Source organism: Thioalkalivibrio sp. ALE31, from assembly GCF_000377405.1.
In the GTDB taxonomy this organism is placed as follows: domain Bacteria; phylum Pseudomonadota; class Gammaproteobacteria; order Ectothiorhodospirales; family Ectothiorhodospiraceae; genus Thioalkalivibrio.
Genome location: NZ_KB905034.1, coordinates 1 through 16587 on the forward strand (window position 1 = coordinate 1; position 16587 = coordinate 16587).

The following is a 16587-nucleotide window of genomic DNA, read 5'->3' on the forward strand; positions in this document are numbered from 1 at the left end:
ATCAGGAACGCGCCGTCCACGGCACGCTCGGGCTCCGGAATCCAGCTGTCCATCGCCTCCACCAGCTTGTAGATCGCCGGGGCGCCCACTTCGCTCTCGTCACCTTCCAGCGCCTTCAGCGCGGAACCGGTGATCACCGGGGTGTCGTCACCCGGGAAATCGTAGGAGGACAGCAGGTCGCGAACTTCCATCTCGACCAGCTCCAGCAGCTCCGGATCGTCGACCATGTCGGCCTTGTTCAGGAACACCACGATGTACGGCACACCGACCTGACGCGCCAGCAGGATGTGCTCGCGGGTCTGCGGCATCGGGCCATCGGCCGCCGACACCACCAGGATCGCGCCGTCCATCTGCGCCGCACCCGTGATCATGTTCTTCACATAGTCCGCGTGCCCGGGGCAGTCGACGTGCGCATAGTGGCGAATGTCGCTTTCGTATTCGACGTGCGCGGTCGCAATCGTGATCCCGCGCGCCTTCTCTTCCGGCGCATTGTCGATCTGGTCAAACGCACGGGCTTCGCTCCCGTACTTCTTGCCCAGCACCGCCGTCATCGCCGCCGTCAGCGTCGTTTTCCCATGGTCCACATGACCAATCGTCCCCACATTCACATGCGGCTTCTTACGCTCGAACTTTTCCTTGGACACAGCTCAAACCTCTTGCAGTTCTTTCAAATAACGCGAATTCGGTATCAGGACGCCTTGGCGGCAACCGCCTCGGCGATCTGGGCGGGGGCCTCGGCGTACTTCTCGAATTCCATCGAGTAGGTCGCGCGGCCCTGGCTCATCGAGCGCAGCTGGGTCGAGTAGCCGAACATCTCGGACAGCGGCACCTCGGCCTTCAGCAGCTTCTGGCCGGCCACGTCTTCCATGCCCTTCACCAGACCCCTGCGGCGATTAAGGTCGCCCATCACGTCGCCCATGTACTCCTCGGGCGTCTCGACCTCGACCTTCATCATCGGCTCGAGCAGCACGGCACCCGCCTTCAGGGCGCCTTCCTTGAAGGCCATCGAACCGGCCACCTTGAACGCCATCTCGTTGGAGTCGACGTCATGGTAGGAACCGTCGAACAGGGTGACCTTGACGTCCTCGACCGGATACCCGGCGAGCACACCGTTGGCCATCTGTTCTTCGATGCCCTTGGAGACGGCCGGGATGTAATCCTTCGGCACCACACCACCCACGATGGCGTTCTCGAACTTGTAGCCTTCGCCCGGCTCCAGCGGCTCGATGCGGATCCAGACGTGACCGTACTGTCCGCGACCACCGGACTGGCGCACGAACTTGCCTTCCTGTTCGACCGTCTTGCGGATGGTCTCGCGGTAGGCCACCTGGGGCTGACCCACGTTCGCCTCGACCTTGAATTCCCGCTTCATGCGGTCGACCAGCACCTCCAGGTGCAGCTCGCCCATGCCGGAGATGATGGTCTGCCCGGATTCCTCGTCGGTCCGCACGCGGAACGACGGATCTTCCTGCGCCAGCTTGTTCAGCGCGATACCCATCTTTTCCTGGTCGGTCTTGGTTTTCGGCTCGACCGCGATGGAGATCACCGGATCCGGGAACTCCATGCGCTCCAGTTCGACCGGGTCGTTCGGGTCGCACAGCGTGGTCCCGGTGTACAGGTCCTTCAAACCGACCACGGCGCCGATGTCACCCGCGCGCAGCTCCTTGATCTCCTCGCGGGAGTTCGAGTGCATCTGCAGGATGCGGCCGATGCGCTCGCGTCGATTGTTCTGCGTGTTCAGGACCGAGTCGCCGGCCGACAGCACGCCAGAGTAGACGCGCACGAAGGTCAGCGAGCCGACGTAGGGGTCGGTCATGATCTTGAACGCCAGCGCGGCGAACGGCTCGTCATCGGAGGCGTGCTTCTCGACCGGCTCCTCGGTGCCGGCCTTGACGCCCTTGATGGCCTTGACCTCTTCCGGCGACGGCAGGTACTCGACGACCGCGTCGAGCATCGCCTGCACACCCTTGTTCTTGAACGCGGAGCCGCACAGCATCGGCACGATCTCGAGCTCGATGGTGCGGTGGCGCAGCGCAGACTTGATCTCTTCCTCGCTGAGGGTGCCCTCGTTGAGGTACTTATCCATCAGCTCTTCGTTGGCCTCGGCGGCCGCCTCGAGCATGTTCTCGCGCCACTTCTCGGCGTCGGCCTTCAGCTCGTCCGGAATATCCTTGTACTCGAAGGAGATCCCGAAGTTGTCCTCGTCCCAGTAGATGGCCTGCATCTTCACCAGGTCGATCACGCCCTTGAACTGGTCCTCCGCGCCGATCGGCAGCTGGATCGGGACCGGGTTCGCCTGCAGGCGCTCCTTCATCTGTTCATAGACGCGCAGGAAGTCGGCGCCGGCGCGGTCCATCTTGTTGACGAACGCCATACGCGGCACGGCGTACTTGGTCGCCTGGCGCCACACGGTCTCGGACTGCGGCTGCACACCACCGACCGCGCAATACACCATGACCGCGCCGTCGAGCACACGCATGGAGCGCTCGACCTCGATGGTGAAGTCCACGTGCCCGGGGGTATCGATGATATTCACCCGGTGCTCGTCGAACTGCTTGGCCATGCCGGACCAGAAGCTGGTGGTCGCCGCGGAAGTGATGGTGATCCCGCGCTCCTGCTCCTGCTCCATCCAGTCCATCACGGCTGCACCGTCATGCACCTCGCCGATCTTGTGCGACAGACCGGTGTAGAACAGGATGCGTTCGGTCGTCGTCGTCTTGCCGGCGTCGATGTGCGCGCTGATCCCGATGTTCCGGTAGCGCTTAAGTGGGGTCTTGCGTGCCACGGTGAGCCTCTCTAAACAGATTTACCAGCGGAAATGGGCGAACGCCTTGTTCGCTTCCGCCATGCGGTGAGTGTCTTCGCGCTTCTTCACGGCGGAGCCCTTGCTGTCGGCGGCGTCCATCAGTTCGCCAGCCAGCTTCAGGGCCATGGTCCGTTCGCCACGCTTGCGGGCGGCCTCGACCACCCAGCGCATCGCCAGCGCGTCCTGACGCACCGAGCGGACTTCCACAGGAACCTGATAGGTCGCACCTCCGACGCGGCGCGACTTGACCTCGACGCGCGGACGGATGTTGTCCAGGGCACGCTCCAGCGCGCCCATCCCGTCGCCCTGCTTGGACTCGATCTGGTCCAGGGCGCCGTACACGACCTGTTCGGCGACGGACTTCTTGCCGTCGCGCATGACCGTGTTGATGAACTTGGCCAGGCGCTCGCTTCCGAACTTCGGGTCGGGGAGGATGTGACGCTTGGGGGCAGCTGCTCTTCTAGACATGTTTCAGTTCCCGGACTGGATCTCGGTTAGGATTTCTTGGGACGCTTGGTGCCGTACTTGGACCGGCCCTGGGCACGCTTCTGCACGCCCTGGGTATCCAGGCTGCCGCGCACCGTGTGGTAGCGCACACCCGGGAGGTCCTTCACGCGGCCGCCCCGGATCAGGACCACCGAGTGCTCCTGCAGGTTGTGGCCTTCCCCACCGATGTAGCTACTGACTTCGTAGCCATTGGTCAGCCGCACGCGCGCAACCTTGCGCAGCGCCGAGTTCGGCTTTTTCGGGGTGGTCGTGTAGACACGGGTGCAGACCCCGCGCTTCTGCGGGGAACCCTGCAGCGCCGGCACATCGCTCTTTTCGACGGGGCGCTTGCGGGGCTTGCGTACCAACTGGTTGATCGTGGCCATGAAACCCTTTCTCCTAGCCTAAAAATAACGACAGGCCGGCGCCGAGACCGGCCTGTCGAGGGAGCGGAATTCTAATCGCCGCCCCCGTGAGTGTCAAGATGGGACGGGTCACTCGGACCCGTCTTCCGCGGTACCCGGATCGGTGGTGGCGGGCTCGGACTCGGCGGTGGCCGCCTGGGTCTCCTCGACCGCCTCGAACTCGGGCATTTCCAGCGCGCGCTTGCGACGGCGCTCCTTGTGGTAGGCGAGGCCCGTCCCGGCGGGGATCAGGCGCCCGACAATCACGTTCTCCTTCAGACCGCGCAGGTCGTCGCGGGCGCCACGGGTGGACGCCTCAGTCAGTACGCGGGTGGTCTCCTGGAAGGAGGCCGCGGAGATGAACGACTCGGTGACCAGCGAGGCCTTGGTGATCCCGAGCAGCACGCGCTCGTAGGTCGCCGGCTGCTGATCCGCACCCAGTTGTTCGTTCTCCTCGAGGACACGCACGCGATCGACCTGGTCCCCGGCGAGGAACTTGGTATCGCCGGCGTCCACGATGTTCACCTTGCGCATCATCTGGCGGACGATCACCTCGATGTGCTTGTCGTTGATCTTCACGCCCTGCAGGCGGTAGACGTCCTGGATCTCCTGCACCTGGTACTCGGCCAGGGTGGTGACACCGCGCAGGCGCAGGATGTCGTGCGGATCCAGCTCGCCATCGACTACGACCTCGCCACGCTCCACGCGCTCGCCCTCGAAGACGTTCACGGTCCGCAGCTTCGGGATCAGCATCTCGACCGGGTCGCCCTTGTCCGGGGTGATCACCAGGCGCTGCTTGCCCTTGGTCTCCTTGCCGAACGACACGGTACCCGAGATCTCCGCCAGCACCGCCGGCTCCTTCGGACGGCGTGCCTCGAACAGGTCGGCCACGCGGGGCAGACCCCCGGTGATATCACGGGTCTTGGAGGACTCCTGCGGCAGGCGCGCGATGACGTCACCGACCTCGACCCGGGCGTTGTCCTCCAGGTTGAAGATCGCGTTGGCCGGCAGCATGTACTGCGCGGGCATGTCGGTGCCCGGGATGTACACCTCGTTGCCGTCGTCGTCGAGCAGCTTGACCGTCGGGCGCAGGTCCTTGCCGGCCGACGAGCGGCTCTTCGGATCCAGCACCACGTTGGACGACAGCCCGGTGAACTCGTCGGTCTCCTTGGTGACGGTGACGTTCTCGACGAAATCCGCCAGACGGATGTTACCGGCCACCTCGGTGACGATCGGATGGGTATGCGGATCCCAGGTCGCGACCTCCTGGCCGGCCTCGACGGTGTCCCCGTCGTGGACCGTGATGGTCGCGCCGTACGGGATCTTGTAACGCTCGCGCTCGCGACCCTGATCGTCGATCACGCCCAGCTCGCCGGAACGCGATACCGCGACCAGGTTACCGGCCTTGTTGGTGACCGTCTTCAGGTTGTGCAGACGCGCGGCCCCGGAGTTCTTCACCTGGATCGCGCTGACCGTCACCGCGCGGCTCGCGGCCCCGCCGATGTGGAAGGTACGCATGGTCAGCTGGGTACCCGGCTCGCCGATCGACTGCGCGGCGATGACGCCCACGGCCTCCCCGGCGTTGACCTCGTGGCCACGGGCCAGATCACGCCCGTAGCACTTGGCGCAGATGCCCTGGCGGGTCTCGCAGGTGATCGCCGAACGCACCAGCACCTCGTCCACCGACGCGCCGTCCAGGGTGTCCACCATGGCCTCGTCCAGCAGGGTGCCCGCGGGCACCAGCACCTCGTCGGTGCCCGGGCGGAGCACGTCCACCGCGGTGGTACGCCCCAGCACGCGATCGCGCAGCGGCTCCACGACGTCGCCACCCTCGATGATCGGCTTCATCAACAGGCCCTGCTCGGTGCCGCAATCCGGCTCGGTCACCACAACGTCCTGGGAGACATCCACCAGGCGACGGGTCAGGTAACCCGAGTTCGCGGTCTTCAGCGCGGTATCGGCCAGGCCCTTGCGCGCCCCGTGGGTCGAGATGAAGTACTGCAGGACGTTCAGACCCTCGCGGAAGTTCGCGGTGATCGGCGTCTCGATGATGGAGCCGTCCGGCTTGGCCATCAGGCCGCGCATGCCGGCCAGCTGTCGGATCTGCGCGGCGGAACCACGCGCGCCGGAATCGGCCATCATGAAGATCGAGTTGAACGAGTTCTGCTCGACCGTCTCGCCGTCCTTGTTGGTGACCTGCTCCTTGCCGAGGCGTTCCATCATGGCCTTGGCGACCTGGTCATTGCAGTGCGACCAGATATCCACGACCTTGTTGTAGCGTTCGCCCTTGGTGACGAGACCCGAGGCGTACTGATCCTCGATCTCCTTCACCTGGTCCTCGGCGCCCTGCAGGATCGGGTGCTTCTCGTCCGGGATCACCATGTCGTCGGCGCAGAAAGACACGCCGGCACGGGTGGAGTAGTAAAAGCCCGCGTACATCAGCTGGTCCGCGAACACGACCGTGTCCTTCAGGCCCAGGCGGCGGTAGCAGGAGTTGATCAGCCCGGAGATCGCCTTCTTGTTCAGCTCGCGGTCGATCAGCTCGAACGGCAGGCCCTTGGGCATGATGCGCGACAGGATCGCGCGACCGACCGTGGTCTCCACGCGCATGGACGGCAGCGCTTCGCCCTCGGCGACGTCGGCCATGGTGTCCGCGATGCGCACGGTGATGCGCGCATGCAGGTCCACCTGCTTGTGCTCGTAGGCGCGGTGCACCTCGTCCACGTCGGAGAAGGTCATCCCTTCGCCCTTGGCGTTGACCTTCTCGCGCGACAGGTAGTATAGACCCAGCACGATATCCTGCGACGGCACGATGATCGGCTCGCCGTTGGCCGGCGACAGCACGTTGTTGGAGGACAGCATCAGCGTGCGCGCCTCCAGCTGGGCCTCCAGCGACAGCGGCACGTGCACGGCCATCTGGTCACCGTCGAAGTCGGCGTTGAACGCGGCACAGACCAGCGGATGCAGCTGGATCGCCTTGCCCTCGATCAGCACCGGTTCGAAGGCCTGGATGCCCAGGCGGTGCAGGGTCGGGGCACGGTTCAGCATCACCGGGTGCTCGCGGATCACCTCTTCGAGGATGTCCCAGACCTCGGGGCCTTCCTTCTCCACGGCCTTCTTGGCGGCCTTGATGGTCGTGGCCAGGCCACGGCGCTGCAGCTTGCCGAAGATGAACGGCTTGAACAGTTCCAGCGCCATGCGCTTGGGCAGGCCGCACTGGTGCAGGCGCAGAGTCGGACCGACCACGATCACGGAACGACCGGAGTAGTCGACGCGCTTGCCCAGCAGGTTCTGGCGGAAGCGGCCCTGCTTGCCCTTGATCATGTCGGCCAGGGATTTCAGCGGGCGCTTGTTGGTGCCGGTGATCGCACGACCGCGACGCCCGTTGTCCAGCAGCGCATCCACGGACTCCTGCAGCATGCGCTTTTCGTTGCGTACGATGATGTCCGGGGCGTTCAGCTCCAGCAGGCGGCGCAGCCGGTTGTTCCGGTTGATCACCCGGCGGTACAGGTCGTTCAGGTCGGAGGTCGCGAAGCGGCCACCGTCCAGCGGCACCAGCGGGCGCAAGTCCGGCGGCAGCACCGGCAGGACCTTCATGATCATCCACTCCGGCTTGTTGCCGGACTCGAGGAAGGACTCGACCAGCTTGAGCCGCTTGCCCAGACGCTTGATCTTGGTCTCGGAGCCGGTCTCGGCCAGCTCCTGGCGCAGCTTGGCAGCCTCGGCCGGCAGATCCATCTCCTTCAGCAGGCTCAGCACGGCCTCGGCGCCCATCAGCGCGGTGAAGTCGTCGCCGTGCTCTTCCATTGCCTCGAGGTATTCCTCGTCGGTCAGGAGCTGGCGCTTCTCGAGCGTGGTGAAGCCCGGATCGGTCACGATGAAGGATTCGAAGTAGAGCACCTTCTCGATGTCCTTCAGGGTCATGTCCAGCAGCAGGCCGATGCGGGACGGCAGGCTCTTCAGGTACCAGATGTGCGCAACCGGCGAGGCCAGATCGATATGCCCCATGCGCTCGCGGCGCACCTTGGTCTGGGTGACCTCGACGCCGCACTTCTCGCAGACCACGCCGCGATGCTTCAGGCGCTTGTACTTGCCGCACAGGCACTCGTAGTCCTTCACCGGCCCGAAGATCTTCGCGCAGAACAGGCCGTCACGCTCCGGCTTGAAGGTCCGGTAGTTGATGGTCTCCGGCTTCTTCACCTCGCCAAAGGACCAGGAACGGATCTGGTCCGAGGACGCCAGGCCGATGCGGATCGCATCGAACTCTTCCGGCTGGGTCTGCTGCTTGAACAGATTCAGGAGGTCTTTCATTCGCTTGCCTCACAAACTTGGTTTCGAGGGGCGCGCACGCCCCGTCGGATCACAATCGGATCGGAGAAGATCAGTCCTGCTCGAGCTCGATATTGATGCCGAGCGCCTTGATCTCCTTCATGAGCACGTTGAACGACTCGGGGACGTTGGCCTCCATGTGGTGCTCACCGTCAACGATGTTCTTGTACATCTTGTTACGGCCCTGCACGTCGTCCGCCTTCACCGTCAGCATCTCCTGCAGGGTGTAGGCGGCGCCGTAGGCCTCCAGTGCCCAGACCTCCATTTCGCCGAAGCGCTGACCGCCGAACTGCGCCTTGCCGCCCAGCGGCTGCTGGGTGACCAGCGAGTACGGGCCGGTGGAACGCGCATGCATCTTGTCGTCCACCAGGTGGTTCAGCTTCAGCATGTGCATGTAGCCCACGGTAACCGGGCGATCGAATTCGTCGCCGGTGCGGCCATCGTAGAGCTGGGCCTGCCCGGTCTCGGGCAGGTCCGCCAGCCGCAGCATCTCCTTGATCTCGGCCTCTTCGGCACCGTCGAATACCGGCGTCGCCATCGGCACGCCACCGCGCAGGTTCTTGCACAGGGTGATGATCTCGGCATCCGACATGGAGTCGAGGTCCACCTTGCGCTCGCGGTGGTTGTAGATCTTGTCGAGGAACTCGCGCAGCTTCGCGATCTCGGCCTGCGCCTCGAGCATGCGGTTGATCTTGTCGCCCAGGCCCTTGGCGGCCCACCCGAGGTGAACCTCCAGCACCTGCCCGACGTTCATGCGCGAGGGCACGCCCAGCGGGTTCAGCACCACGTCGACCGGGGTCCCGTCCTCGAGGAACGGCATGTCCTCTTCCGGCACGATCATCGAGATCACGCCCTTGTTGCCGTGGCGACCGGCCATCTTGTCGCCCGGCTGCAGGCGACGCTTCACGGCCACGTACACCTTGACCATCTTCTGCACGCCCGGCGGCAGGTCGTCGCCCGCGGCCAGCTTGGCCTTCTGGTGCTCGAACTTCTTCTCGAACGCCTCGTGCTGGTCCTGGATCTGACGACCAAGGTCCTCCAGCTGGGAGTTGACCGCGTCGTCCTTCAGCCGCACCTCGAACCACTTGTCGCGGGACAGGCCCTGCAGGTACTTCTTGGTGACCTTGGAGCCGTCACCCAGGCCGTCCGGCCCGCCGGCGGCGGTCTTGTTGACCAGCAGCTTCTCCACGCGGGCGTAGATATCGTCCTCGTAGATGCGCAGCTGGTCCTTCAGGTCCTTCTGCACGGCGGCGAGATCGTCGGCCTCGATCGACTTGGCGCGGGCGTCCTTCTCCACACCGTCGCGGGTGAACACGCGCACGTCGATCACCGTACCCTCGATGCCGGACGGCACACGCAGGGAGGTGTCCTTCACGTCGGAGGCCTTCTCGCCGAAGATCGCCCTCAGGAGCTTCTCTTCCGGCGTCAGCTGGGTCTCGCCCTTCGGCGTGACCTTGCCCACCAGGATGTCACCCGGATTCACCTCGGCGCCGACATACACGACGCCGGACTCGTCCAGCTTGTTCAGCAGGGACTCGGAGACGTTCGGGATATCCGCGGTGATCTCTTCCTGGCCCAGCTTGGTGTCGCGGGCGACACAGTTGAGCTCCTCGATATGGATGGTGGTGTAGCGGTCCTCCTGCACCACGCGCTCCGAGATCAGGATCGAGTCCTCGAAGTTGTAGCCGTTCCACGGCATGAACGCGACCATCATGTTCTGGCCCAGCGCCAGCTCGCCCATGTCGGTGGAGGAGCCGTCCGCGATCGCGTCGCCCCGGGCGATCTCGTCGCCCACCGCGACCAGCGGCCGCTGGTTGATGGAGGTGTTCTGGTTGGAACGCGAGTACTTGGTCAGGTTGTAGATGTCCACGCCCGGCTCGCCGGCGACGGTCTCGTCGTCGTTGACCCGGACCACCACGCGACCGGCATCGACCGAGTCCACAGTCCCGCCGCGCTTGGCGACGATCGCGGAGCCGGAGTCGATGGCGACGGCGCGCTCGATGCCGGTGCCCACCAGCGGCTTGTCGGCACGCAGGCACGGCACGGCCTGACGCTGCATGTTCGCACCCATCAGGGCGCGGTTCGCGTCATCGTGCTCCAGGAACGGCAGCAGCGCGGCCGCCACCGACACGATCTGCTTCGGCGAGATATCCATGTACTGGATCTTGTCCGGAGTCGAGATCGTGAACTCTTCCTGGTGGCGGCAGGAGACGAGGTCGTCGCTCAGACGGCCTTCGTCGTCCATGGCCGCGTTCGCCTGGGCGATCACGTACTGGCTCTCCTCGATCGCGGAGAGGTAAACGATCTCCTCGGTGACCTTGCCGTCCTCGACCTTGCGGTACGGCGTCTCCAGGAAGCCGTAGCGGTTGGTGCGGGCGTACACCGCCAGCGAATTGATCAGGCCGATGTTCGGGCCTTCCGGGGTCTCGATCGGGCAGACGCGACCGTAGTGCGTCGGATGCACGTCGCGCACCTCGAAGCCGGCACGCTCGCGGGTCAGGCCGCCCGGGCCCAGCGCGGAGATGCGGCGCTTGTGGGTGACCTCGGACAGCGGGTTGTTCTGGTCCATGAACTGCGACAGCTGGCTGGACCCGAAGAACTCCTTGACCGCGGCCGCCACCGGCTTGGCGTTGATCAGCTCCTGCGGCATCAGGCCCTCGCTCTCGGCGACGGTCAGACGCTCCTTGACCGCGCGCTCAACCCGCACCAGGCCCAGACGGAACTGGTTCTCGGCCATCTCGCCCACGCTGCGGATACGGCGGTTGCCCAGGTGGTCGATGTCGTCGGTGCGGCCGTTGCCGTTGCGCAGGTCGATCAGGACCTTCAGCACATCCAGGATGTCCTCCGGCGACAGCACGCCCTCGCCCTCGTCGGTCTCGCGACCCACGCGACGGTTGAACTTCATGCGGCCCACGGCGGAGAGGTCGTAGCGATCCTCGGAGAAGAACAGGTTGGAGAACAGGTTCTCCGCGGCGTCCTTGGTCGGCGGCTCGCCCGGGCGCATCACGCGGTAGATCTCGACCTGCGCCTCCAGCTGCGTCTTGGTCGGGTCCAGACGCAGGGTGTCCGACATGTACGGACCATGGTCGTAGTCGTTGGTGTAGATCGTCTGCAGGGTCTTCACACCCTCGGCGCGCAGCTTGTCCAGCAGTTCCTGGGTCAGGGCGTCGTTGGCGCCGGCGATCAGTTCGCCGGTGGACTCGTCCACCACGCCCTTGGCCAGCACACGACCCAGCAGGTATTCGTCCGGCACCCGCAGGGTGCTGATGCCGGCCTTCTCGATCTCCCGGATGTGACGGGGGGTGATGCGGCGACCCGCCTCGACGATGACCTTGTCACCGTCGGTGATATCCACCACGGCGGTCTCGCCGCGCATGCGCTCGGGGATCAGGTCCAGCTCGCCACCATCCTCGTCGAGGGTGAGCTGGTTGAATTCGAAAAAGGTGGCCAGGATCTCTTCGGTATCCATGCCCAGTGCGCGCAGCAGGATCGACGCCGGCAGCTTGCGGCGACGGTCGATGCGCACGTATACCCCGTCCTTGGCGTCGAACTCGAAGTCCAGCCAGGAACCGCGGTACGGAATGATGCGGGCGTTATAGAGCAGCTTCTGCGCGCTGCCCTGCGTCTTGCCCTTGTCGCTGTCGAAGAACACACCGGGGGAGCGGTGCAGCTGCGACACGATCACGCGTTCGGTGCCATTGATGACGAAGGTGCCGTTCTCCGTCATGAGCGGCATCTCGCCCATGTAGACCTCCTGCTCCTTGACCTCCTTGACCACGGTGGAGCCCGCCGGGGCTTCCTTGTCGTGGATCACGAGGCGCAGCAGCACACGCAGCGGGGCCGCATAGGTCACGCCACGGATCTGGCATTCCTTCACGTCGAACATCGGCTCGCCCAGGCGGTAGCTCACGTACTCGAGCTGGACATGACCGGAATAGCTGACGATGGGGAATACCGACTGAAACGCCGCGTGCAGGCCCAGGGGATCACGCCCGTCCGGCGCTTGGTCCGCCTGCAGGAAATCCCGATAGGACGTCAACTGGGTCTCGAGCAGGTACGGGACGTCGAGGATCTGGGGACGCTTCCCGAAGTCCTTGCGGATACGTTTCTTTTCGGTATAACTGAGGGCCATGGCTTACCTCGGAGGCTAGCTGAACAACGCGGAACAAAACCCGCGCCACCACGGGCTGAGGCTGACGACCAAACGGCCGCCAGCCTCAGGGCTTCGTGATGTACACGAAAACAACAGGCGCAAGCGCCTTCTTACTTCAGTTCGACGGTGGCGCCCGCTTCTTCCAGTTCCGTCTTCATCTTCTCGGCCTCTTCCTTCGGCGCGCCTTCCTTCACGGTCGCCGGCACGCCTTCGACCATTTCCTTGGCTTCCTTCAGACCCAGACCGGTCAGGCCGCGCACGACCTTGATCACGCCGACCTTGTTGTCGCCGAAGCTGGACATCACGACGTCGAACTCGTCCTTGGCTTCGGCGGCGGCGGCTTCACCGCCACCGGCAGCGGCCGGGGCAGCCGCGACGGCGGCAGCGGCGGACACGCCGAACTTCTCTTCCATCTCGCTGATCAGGTCCACGATCTCGAGGACCGTCATGTTGCCGATGGCTTCCAGGATATCTTCTTTCGAAACGGCCATTTCTAACTCTCCTAACGGGTCGTACCCGAATTCATTCAGTACTTGCTGCAGAAAAAGGCGGTAAGGGTTCAGGCTGCCTGTTTCTGGTCACGGATTGCTGCAACGGTACGCACCAGCTTGCCGGGGACTTCGTTCACCGTACGGGCGAACTTGTCGAGCGGCGCCTTCATGGTGGCGAGAAGCTGCGCAAGGGCCTCTTCACGCGTCGGCAGGCTCGCGAGGCGATCGAGATCATTCGCCCCCATGAGCTGCCCACCAAAGGACACCAGCCGGACCTTCAGCTGATCGTTTTCCTTGGCGAAGTCCTTCACCAGGCGCGCGGCGGAGCTGGGCTCCTCTTCACTGAAGGCCAGGATCAGCGGGCCATGCAGCTCGGGCTGCATGCACTCGAAATCCGTCCCCTCAATGGCACGCTTGGCGAGGTTGTTCTTCACCACTCGCAGATAGACACCGGAGGACCGTGCCTGCCGACGCAGGTCGGTCATCTGCGCTACCGAGAGACCCCGATATTCCGCGGCGACCGCGGAATGTGCCGAGGCAGCAACCGTAGCCAGTTCCGAGACAATCACCTTCTTGTCATCGAGATTCAAAGCCACGTTGACTCTCCTCTAGTAAGACCACCCGAAGGCGGTCGTGAAACCGGGCGAACCCGGTACTGCGGTGCTCCCGTCGCAGGTACTTCCTGAATCGGGTGACACCATCTGCGCAGGCTGGGGTATTAAGCCGGGCCCGAAGGCCCCGCGCCTGCGGTCTTGGATGGCGTGCCGCTTGCGCGACAGCCGACCAAAAACCGAATGTTGTTGCTCAGAGGCTCAGCGAGCCCTGATCGACCTTGACGCCCGGACCCATGGTGGTCGAGACCACCACGCCCTTGACGTACTGACCCTTGGAGGTCGCCGGCTTCATCTTGACCAGATCGGCCAGCAGGGCGTTCAGGTTCTCGGCAAGCGCGCTGGATTCGAAATCCGCCGCGCCGATCGTGCAGTGCACGATGCCGCCCTTGTCGGTGCGATAGCGCACCTGACCGCCCTTGGCGTTGGTCACCGCGGTGGCCACATCGGGGGTCACGGTGCCGACCTTCGGGTTCGGCATCAGGCCGCGCGGCCCGAGGATCTGGCCCAACTGACCCACCACGCGCATCGCGTCCGGGGAGGCGATCACCACGTCGAAGTCCATCTGACCGGCCTTCACCTGTTCGGCGAGGTCGTCCATGCCGACCACGTCGGCGCCAGCTTCCTTCGCCGCATCGGCGTTGGCACCCTGGGTGAACACGGCCACGCGAACGGTCTTGCCGTTGCCGTGCGGCAGCACGGTGGAACCACGCACCACCTGATCGGACTTGCGCGGATCAACGCCCAGGTTCACGGCGACATCGACCGACTCGCGGAACTTGGCCTTGGGCAGGTCCCGCAGGAGATCAAAGGCCTCGGTCACCGGATACAGACGAGTCGGTTCGACCTTCTCGCGGATGGCCTGCATACGCTTGGAAAGCTTTGCCATGTCAGAGACCCTCCACTTCGAGGCCCATACTGCGGGCACTACCGGCAATGGTACGGACCGCGGCATCCAGATCCGCCGCCGTCAGGTCGGGTTCCTTGGTCTTCGCGATCTCTTCCAGCTGGGCACGGGTGACCGTACCCACCTTGTTGGTATTCGGCTGACCGGACCCGGACTGGATGCCCGCGGCCTTCTTCAGCAGGATCGCCGCCGGCGGCGTCTTGGTGATGAACGTGAAGCTGCGATCGGCGTACACGGTGATGACCACCGGGATCGGCAGACCGGGCTCCATTTCCTGGGTCTGCGCGTTGAACGCCTTGCAGAACTCCATGATGTTCACACCGCGCTGACCCAGCGCGGGGCCCACGGGCGGGCTCGGGTTGGCCTTGCCGGCCGGGACCTGAAGCTTGATATACGCTTCGATTTTCTTTGCCATGAGAACTCCCTCGGGTGCGAACGCCTCGCGGCTCCCCGATCAGCAGGTAACGACGCTTGCGCGTCGGTCAGGTTTTCTCGACTTGGTGGAACTCCAGTTCCACGGGCGTCGAGCGGCCGAAAATCTGGACGGCCACCAGCAGGCGGCTCTTGTCGTAGTTGACCTCTTCGACCACGCCGTTGAAGTCGTTGAACGGCCCATCGATCACGCGAACCATCTCGCCCACCTCGAACAGGACCTTCGGGCGCGGCTTCTCGGCGCCTTCCTGCATGCGCTGCAGGATGGCGTCGGCTTCCTTGTCGCTAATCGGGGCCGGGCGATCGGCCGTCCCGCCGATAAAGCCGAGCACGCGCGGCACGGCCTTCACCAGGTGCCAGGCCTCGTCGTTCAGGTCCATCTGCACCAGCACGTAGCCGGGGAAGAACTTGCGTTCGCTCTTGCGCTTCTGGCCGTCCTTCATCTCGACGACCTCCTCGGTGGGGACGAGGATCTCGCCAAAGTGATCCTGCATGCCGAAGCGCTCGATGCGCTCCTCCAGGGACCGCTTCACCTGCGCCTCGAAACCCGAGAATGCCTGTACGACGTACCAGCGTAGTGCCATGGTCGAGAATCCTGATGCTTATCCGATGAACCGACTGATGCCCCAGCCCAGGAACATGTCCAGGAGCCAGAGGAAGATCCCCACCAGGATCACGACAGCAATGACGATCAGCGTGGTCTGGGTCGTCTCGACGCGGGTGGGCCACACCATCTTGCGCACCTCGGTGCGCGCGTTGCCCATGAAGCCGGCGAGCTGGCTGCCCTTGGCGGTCGTCATCCCGATGCCGATGGCGACCCCCACAACGGCGAGCAGCCCGAGGACGCGAATCAGAGTGGATTCGTCCTGGAACCAATAGAAGCCCATGACGCCGGCAATCAGCAGCGCCACGGCCACCGCGAGCTTGACGGTATCAAGCACGCCGGTCTGTTCCGATTGTTCACTCATGAATACGTATCACCCGGTGCTGCCGCCATCCGGAAGATGGCAGGCCAGGAGGGACTCGAACCCCCAACCTGCGGTTTTGGAGACCGCTGCTCTGCCAATTGAGCTACTGGCCTATAAATCGAATCGACAAGAAACAAACGCGAGAGACGACGCACCCGGCGCCGCCTCTCGCGGTCGATCTGTCAACTTGTCTACTGTATCACTCGATGATCTTGGAGACGACGCCGGCGCCGACGGTGCGGCCACCTTCGCGGATCGCAAAGCGCAGCCCGTCTTCCATCGCGATCGGGTTGATCAGGGACACCGTCATCTTGACGTTGTCGCCCGGCATCACCATCTCGGTACCCTCCGGCAGCTCCACCGAACCCGTCACGTCGGTCGTGCGGAAGTAGAACTGCGGGCGGTACCCATTGAAGAACGGCGTATGACGACCGCCCTCGTCCTTGCCCAGGATGTACACCTCGGCCTCGAAATGCGTGTGCGGGGTGATCGAACCCGGCTTGCACAGCACCTGACCACGCTGCACGTCGTCACGCTTGGTGCCACGCAGCAGGATACCGACGTTGTCGCCCGCCTCGCCCTGGTCCAGCAGCTTGCGGAACATCTCGACACCGGTGACGGTGGTCTTCTGGGTGTCGCGAATACCGACGATCTCGATTTCTTCGCCGACCTTCACCACGCCGCGCTCGACGCGACCGGTCACCACGGTGCCACGACCGGAGATCGAGAAGACATCTTCCACCGGCATCAGGAACGCGCCGTCCACGGCACGCTCGGGCTCCGGAATCCAGCTGTCCATCGCCTCCACCAGCTTGTAGATCGCCGGGGCGCCCACTTCGCTCTCGTCACCTTCCAGCGCCTTCAGCGCGGAACCGGTGATCACCGGGGTGTCGTCACCCGGGAAATCGTAGGAGGACAGCAGGTCGCGAACTTCCATCTCGACCAGCTCCAGCAGCTCCGGATCGTCGACCATGTCGGCCTTGTTCAGGAACACCACGAT

13 protein-coding genes and 1 tRNA gene are annotated in these 16587 nt (G+C 64.4%); all 14 read right to left on the minus strand.

All coding sequences use genetic code 11. The features are described from left to right. Positions 1–644 (minus strand): GTP-binding protein (locus tag D103_RS0113195; protein WP_026280371.1); only part of this gene is annotated, 644 nt, incomplete at its 3' end. 44 nt (positions 645–688) lie between these two features. After that, the gene (gene fusA / locus D103_RS0113200; protein WP_018867960.1) at positions 689–2785 is read right to left on the minus strand and encodes an elongation factor G; all 2097 of its coding nucleotides are present in this window, start codon (positions 2783–2785) and stop codon (positions 689–691) included. A 21-nt stretch (positions 2786–2806) separates the two neighbouring features. Further along, positions 2807–3274: a 30S ribosomal protein S7 gene (rpsG, locus tag D103_RS0113205; RefSeq protein ID WP_018175517.1), complete on the minus strand. Its 468-nt coding sequence runs from the start codon at positions 3272–3274 to the stop codon at positions 2807–2809. Positions 3275–3300: 26 nt separating this feature from the next. Further along, complete coding sequence (gene rpsL, locus D103_RS0113210) at positions 3301–3678, minus strand: 30S ribosomal protein S12 (protein WP_017940461.1); 378 nt, start codon at positions 3676–3678, stop codon at positions 3301–3303. A 108-nt stretch (positions 3679–3786) separates the two neighbouring features. After that, a complete protein-coding gene (rpoC, locus tag D103_RS0113215) occupies positions 3787–8007 on the minus strand; it encodes a DNA-directed RNA polymerase subunit beta' (RefSeq protein ID WP_018867959.1) in 4221 nt (1406 codons plus the stop codon). Positions 8008–8077: 70 nt separating this feature from the next. After that, entirely contained in the window at positions 8078–12157 is a 4080-nt protein-coding gene (rpoB, locus tag D103_RS0113220; protein WP_018867958.1) for a DNA-directed RNA polymerase subunit beta, read from the minus strand. A 131-nt stretch (positions 12158–12288) separates the two neighbouring features. After that, positions 12289–12669 carry a 50S ribosomal protein L7/L12 gene (gene rplL, locus D103_RS0113225; RefSeq protein ID WP_018867957.1) on the minus strand — a complete coding sequence of 127 codons (381 nt, stop codon included), beginning with the start codon at positions 12667–12669 and terminating at the stop codon, positions 12289–12291. A 68-nt stretch (positions 12670–12737) separates the two neighbouring features. Continuing rightward, positions 12738–13259: a 50S ribosomal protein L10 gene (gene rplJ / locus D103_RS0113230; protein ID WP_018867956.1), complete on the minus strand. Its 522-nt coding sequence runs from the start codon at positions 13257–13259 to the stop codon at positions 12738–12740. 214 nt (positions 13260–13473) lie between these two features. Then, positions 13474–14169, minus strand: coding sequence for a 50S ribosomal protein L1 (gene rplA / locus D103_RS0113235; RefSeq protein WP_018867955.1), 696 nt, complete (start codon positions 14167–14169; stop codon positions 13474–13476). Position 14170: 1 nt separating this feature from the next. Then, on the minus strand, positions 14171–14602 hold the full coding sequence (gene rplK / locus D103_RS0113240) for a 50S ribosomal protein L11 (RefSeq protein WP_018867954.1): 432 nt from the start codon (positions 14600–14602) through the stop codon (positions 14171–14173). Positions 14603–14669: 67 nt separating this feature from the next. Further along, on the minus strand, positions 14670–15203 hold the full coding sequence (nusG, locus tag D103_RS0113245; protein ID WP_017940468.1) for a transcription termination/antitermination protein NusG: 534 nt from the start codon (positions 15201–15203) through the stop codon (positions 14670–14672). A gap of 18 nt (positions 15204–15221) precedes the next feature. Then, on the minus strand, positions 15222–15587 hold the full coding sequence (secE, locus tag D103_RS0113250; RefSeq protein WP_017940469.1) for a preprotein translocase subunit SecE: 366 nt from the start codon (positions 15585–15587) through the stop codon (positions 15222–15224). A gap of 37 nt (positions 15588–15624) precedes the next feature. Further along, positions 15625–15700: transfer RNA gene (locus D103_RS0113255), tRNA-Trp, on the minus strand. An 86-nt stretch (positions 15701–15786) separates the two neighbouring features. Then, positions 15787–16587: elongation factor Tu (locus tag D103_RS0113260; RefSeq protein ID WP_018877123.1), on the minus strand; the 801-nt coding region annotated here is incomplete at its 5' end.

What these genes read in the sequence shown, in the direction of transcription:
- rpsG (WP_018175517.1), bottom strand. Translation starts at nt 3,274, where the DNA reads ATGTCTAGAAGAGCAGCTGCCCCCAAGCGTCACATCCTCCCCGACCCG.
- nusG (WP_017940468.1), bottom strand. Translation starts at nt 15,203, where the DNA reads ATGGCACTACGCTGGTACGTCGTACAGGCATTCTCGGGTTTCGAGGCG.
- rpoC (WP_018867959.1), bottom strand. Translation starts at nt 8,007, where the DNA reads ATGAAAGACCTCCTGAATCTGTTCAAGCAGCAGACCCAGCCGGAAGAG.
- rplA (WP_018867955.1), bottom strand. Translation starts at nt 14,169, where the DNA reads ATGGCAAAGCTTTCCAAGCGTATGCAGGCCATCCGCGAGAAGGTCGAA.
- rplL (WP_018867957.1), bottom strand. Translation starts at nt 12,669, where the DNA reads ATGGCCGTTTCGAAAGAAGATATCCTGGAAGCCATCGGCAACATGACG.
- rplK (WP_018867954.1), bottom strand. Translation starts at nt 14,602, where the DNA reads ATGGCAAAGAAAATCGAAGCGTATATCAAGCTTCAGGTCCCGGCCGGC.
- rpsL (WP_017940461.1), bottom strand. Translation starts at nt 3,678, where the DNA reads ATGGCCACGATCAACCAGTTGGTACGCAAGCCCCGCAAGCGCCCCGTC.
- secE (WP_017940469.1), bottom strand. Translation starts at nt 15,587, where the DNA reads ATGAGTGAACAATCGGAACAGACCGGCGTGCTTGATACCGTCAAGCTC.
- rpoB (WP_018867958.1), bottom strand. Translation starts at nt 12,157, where the DNA reads ATGGCCCTCAGTTATACCGAAAAGAAACGTATCCGCAAGGACTTCGGG.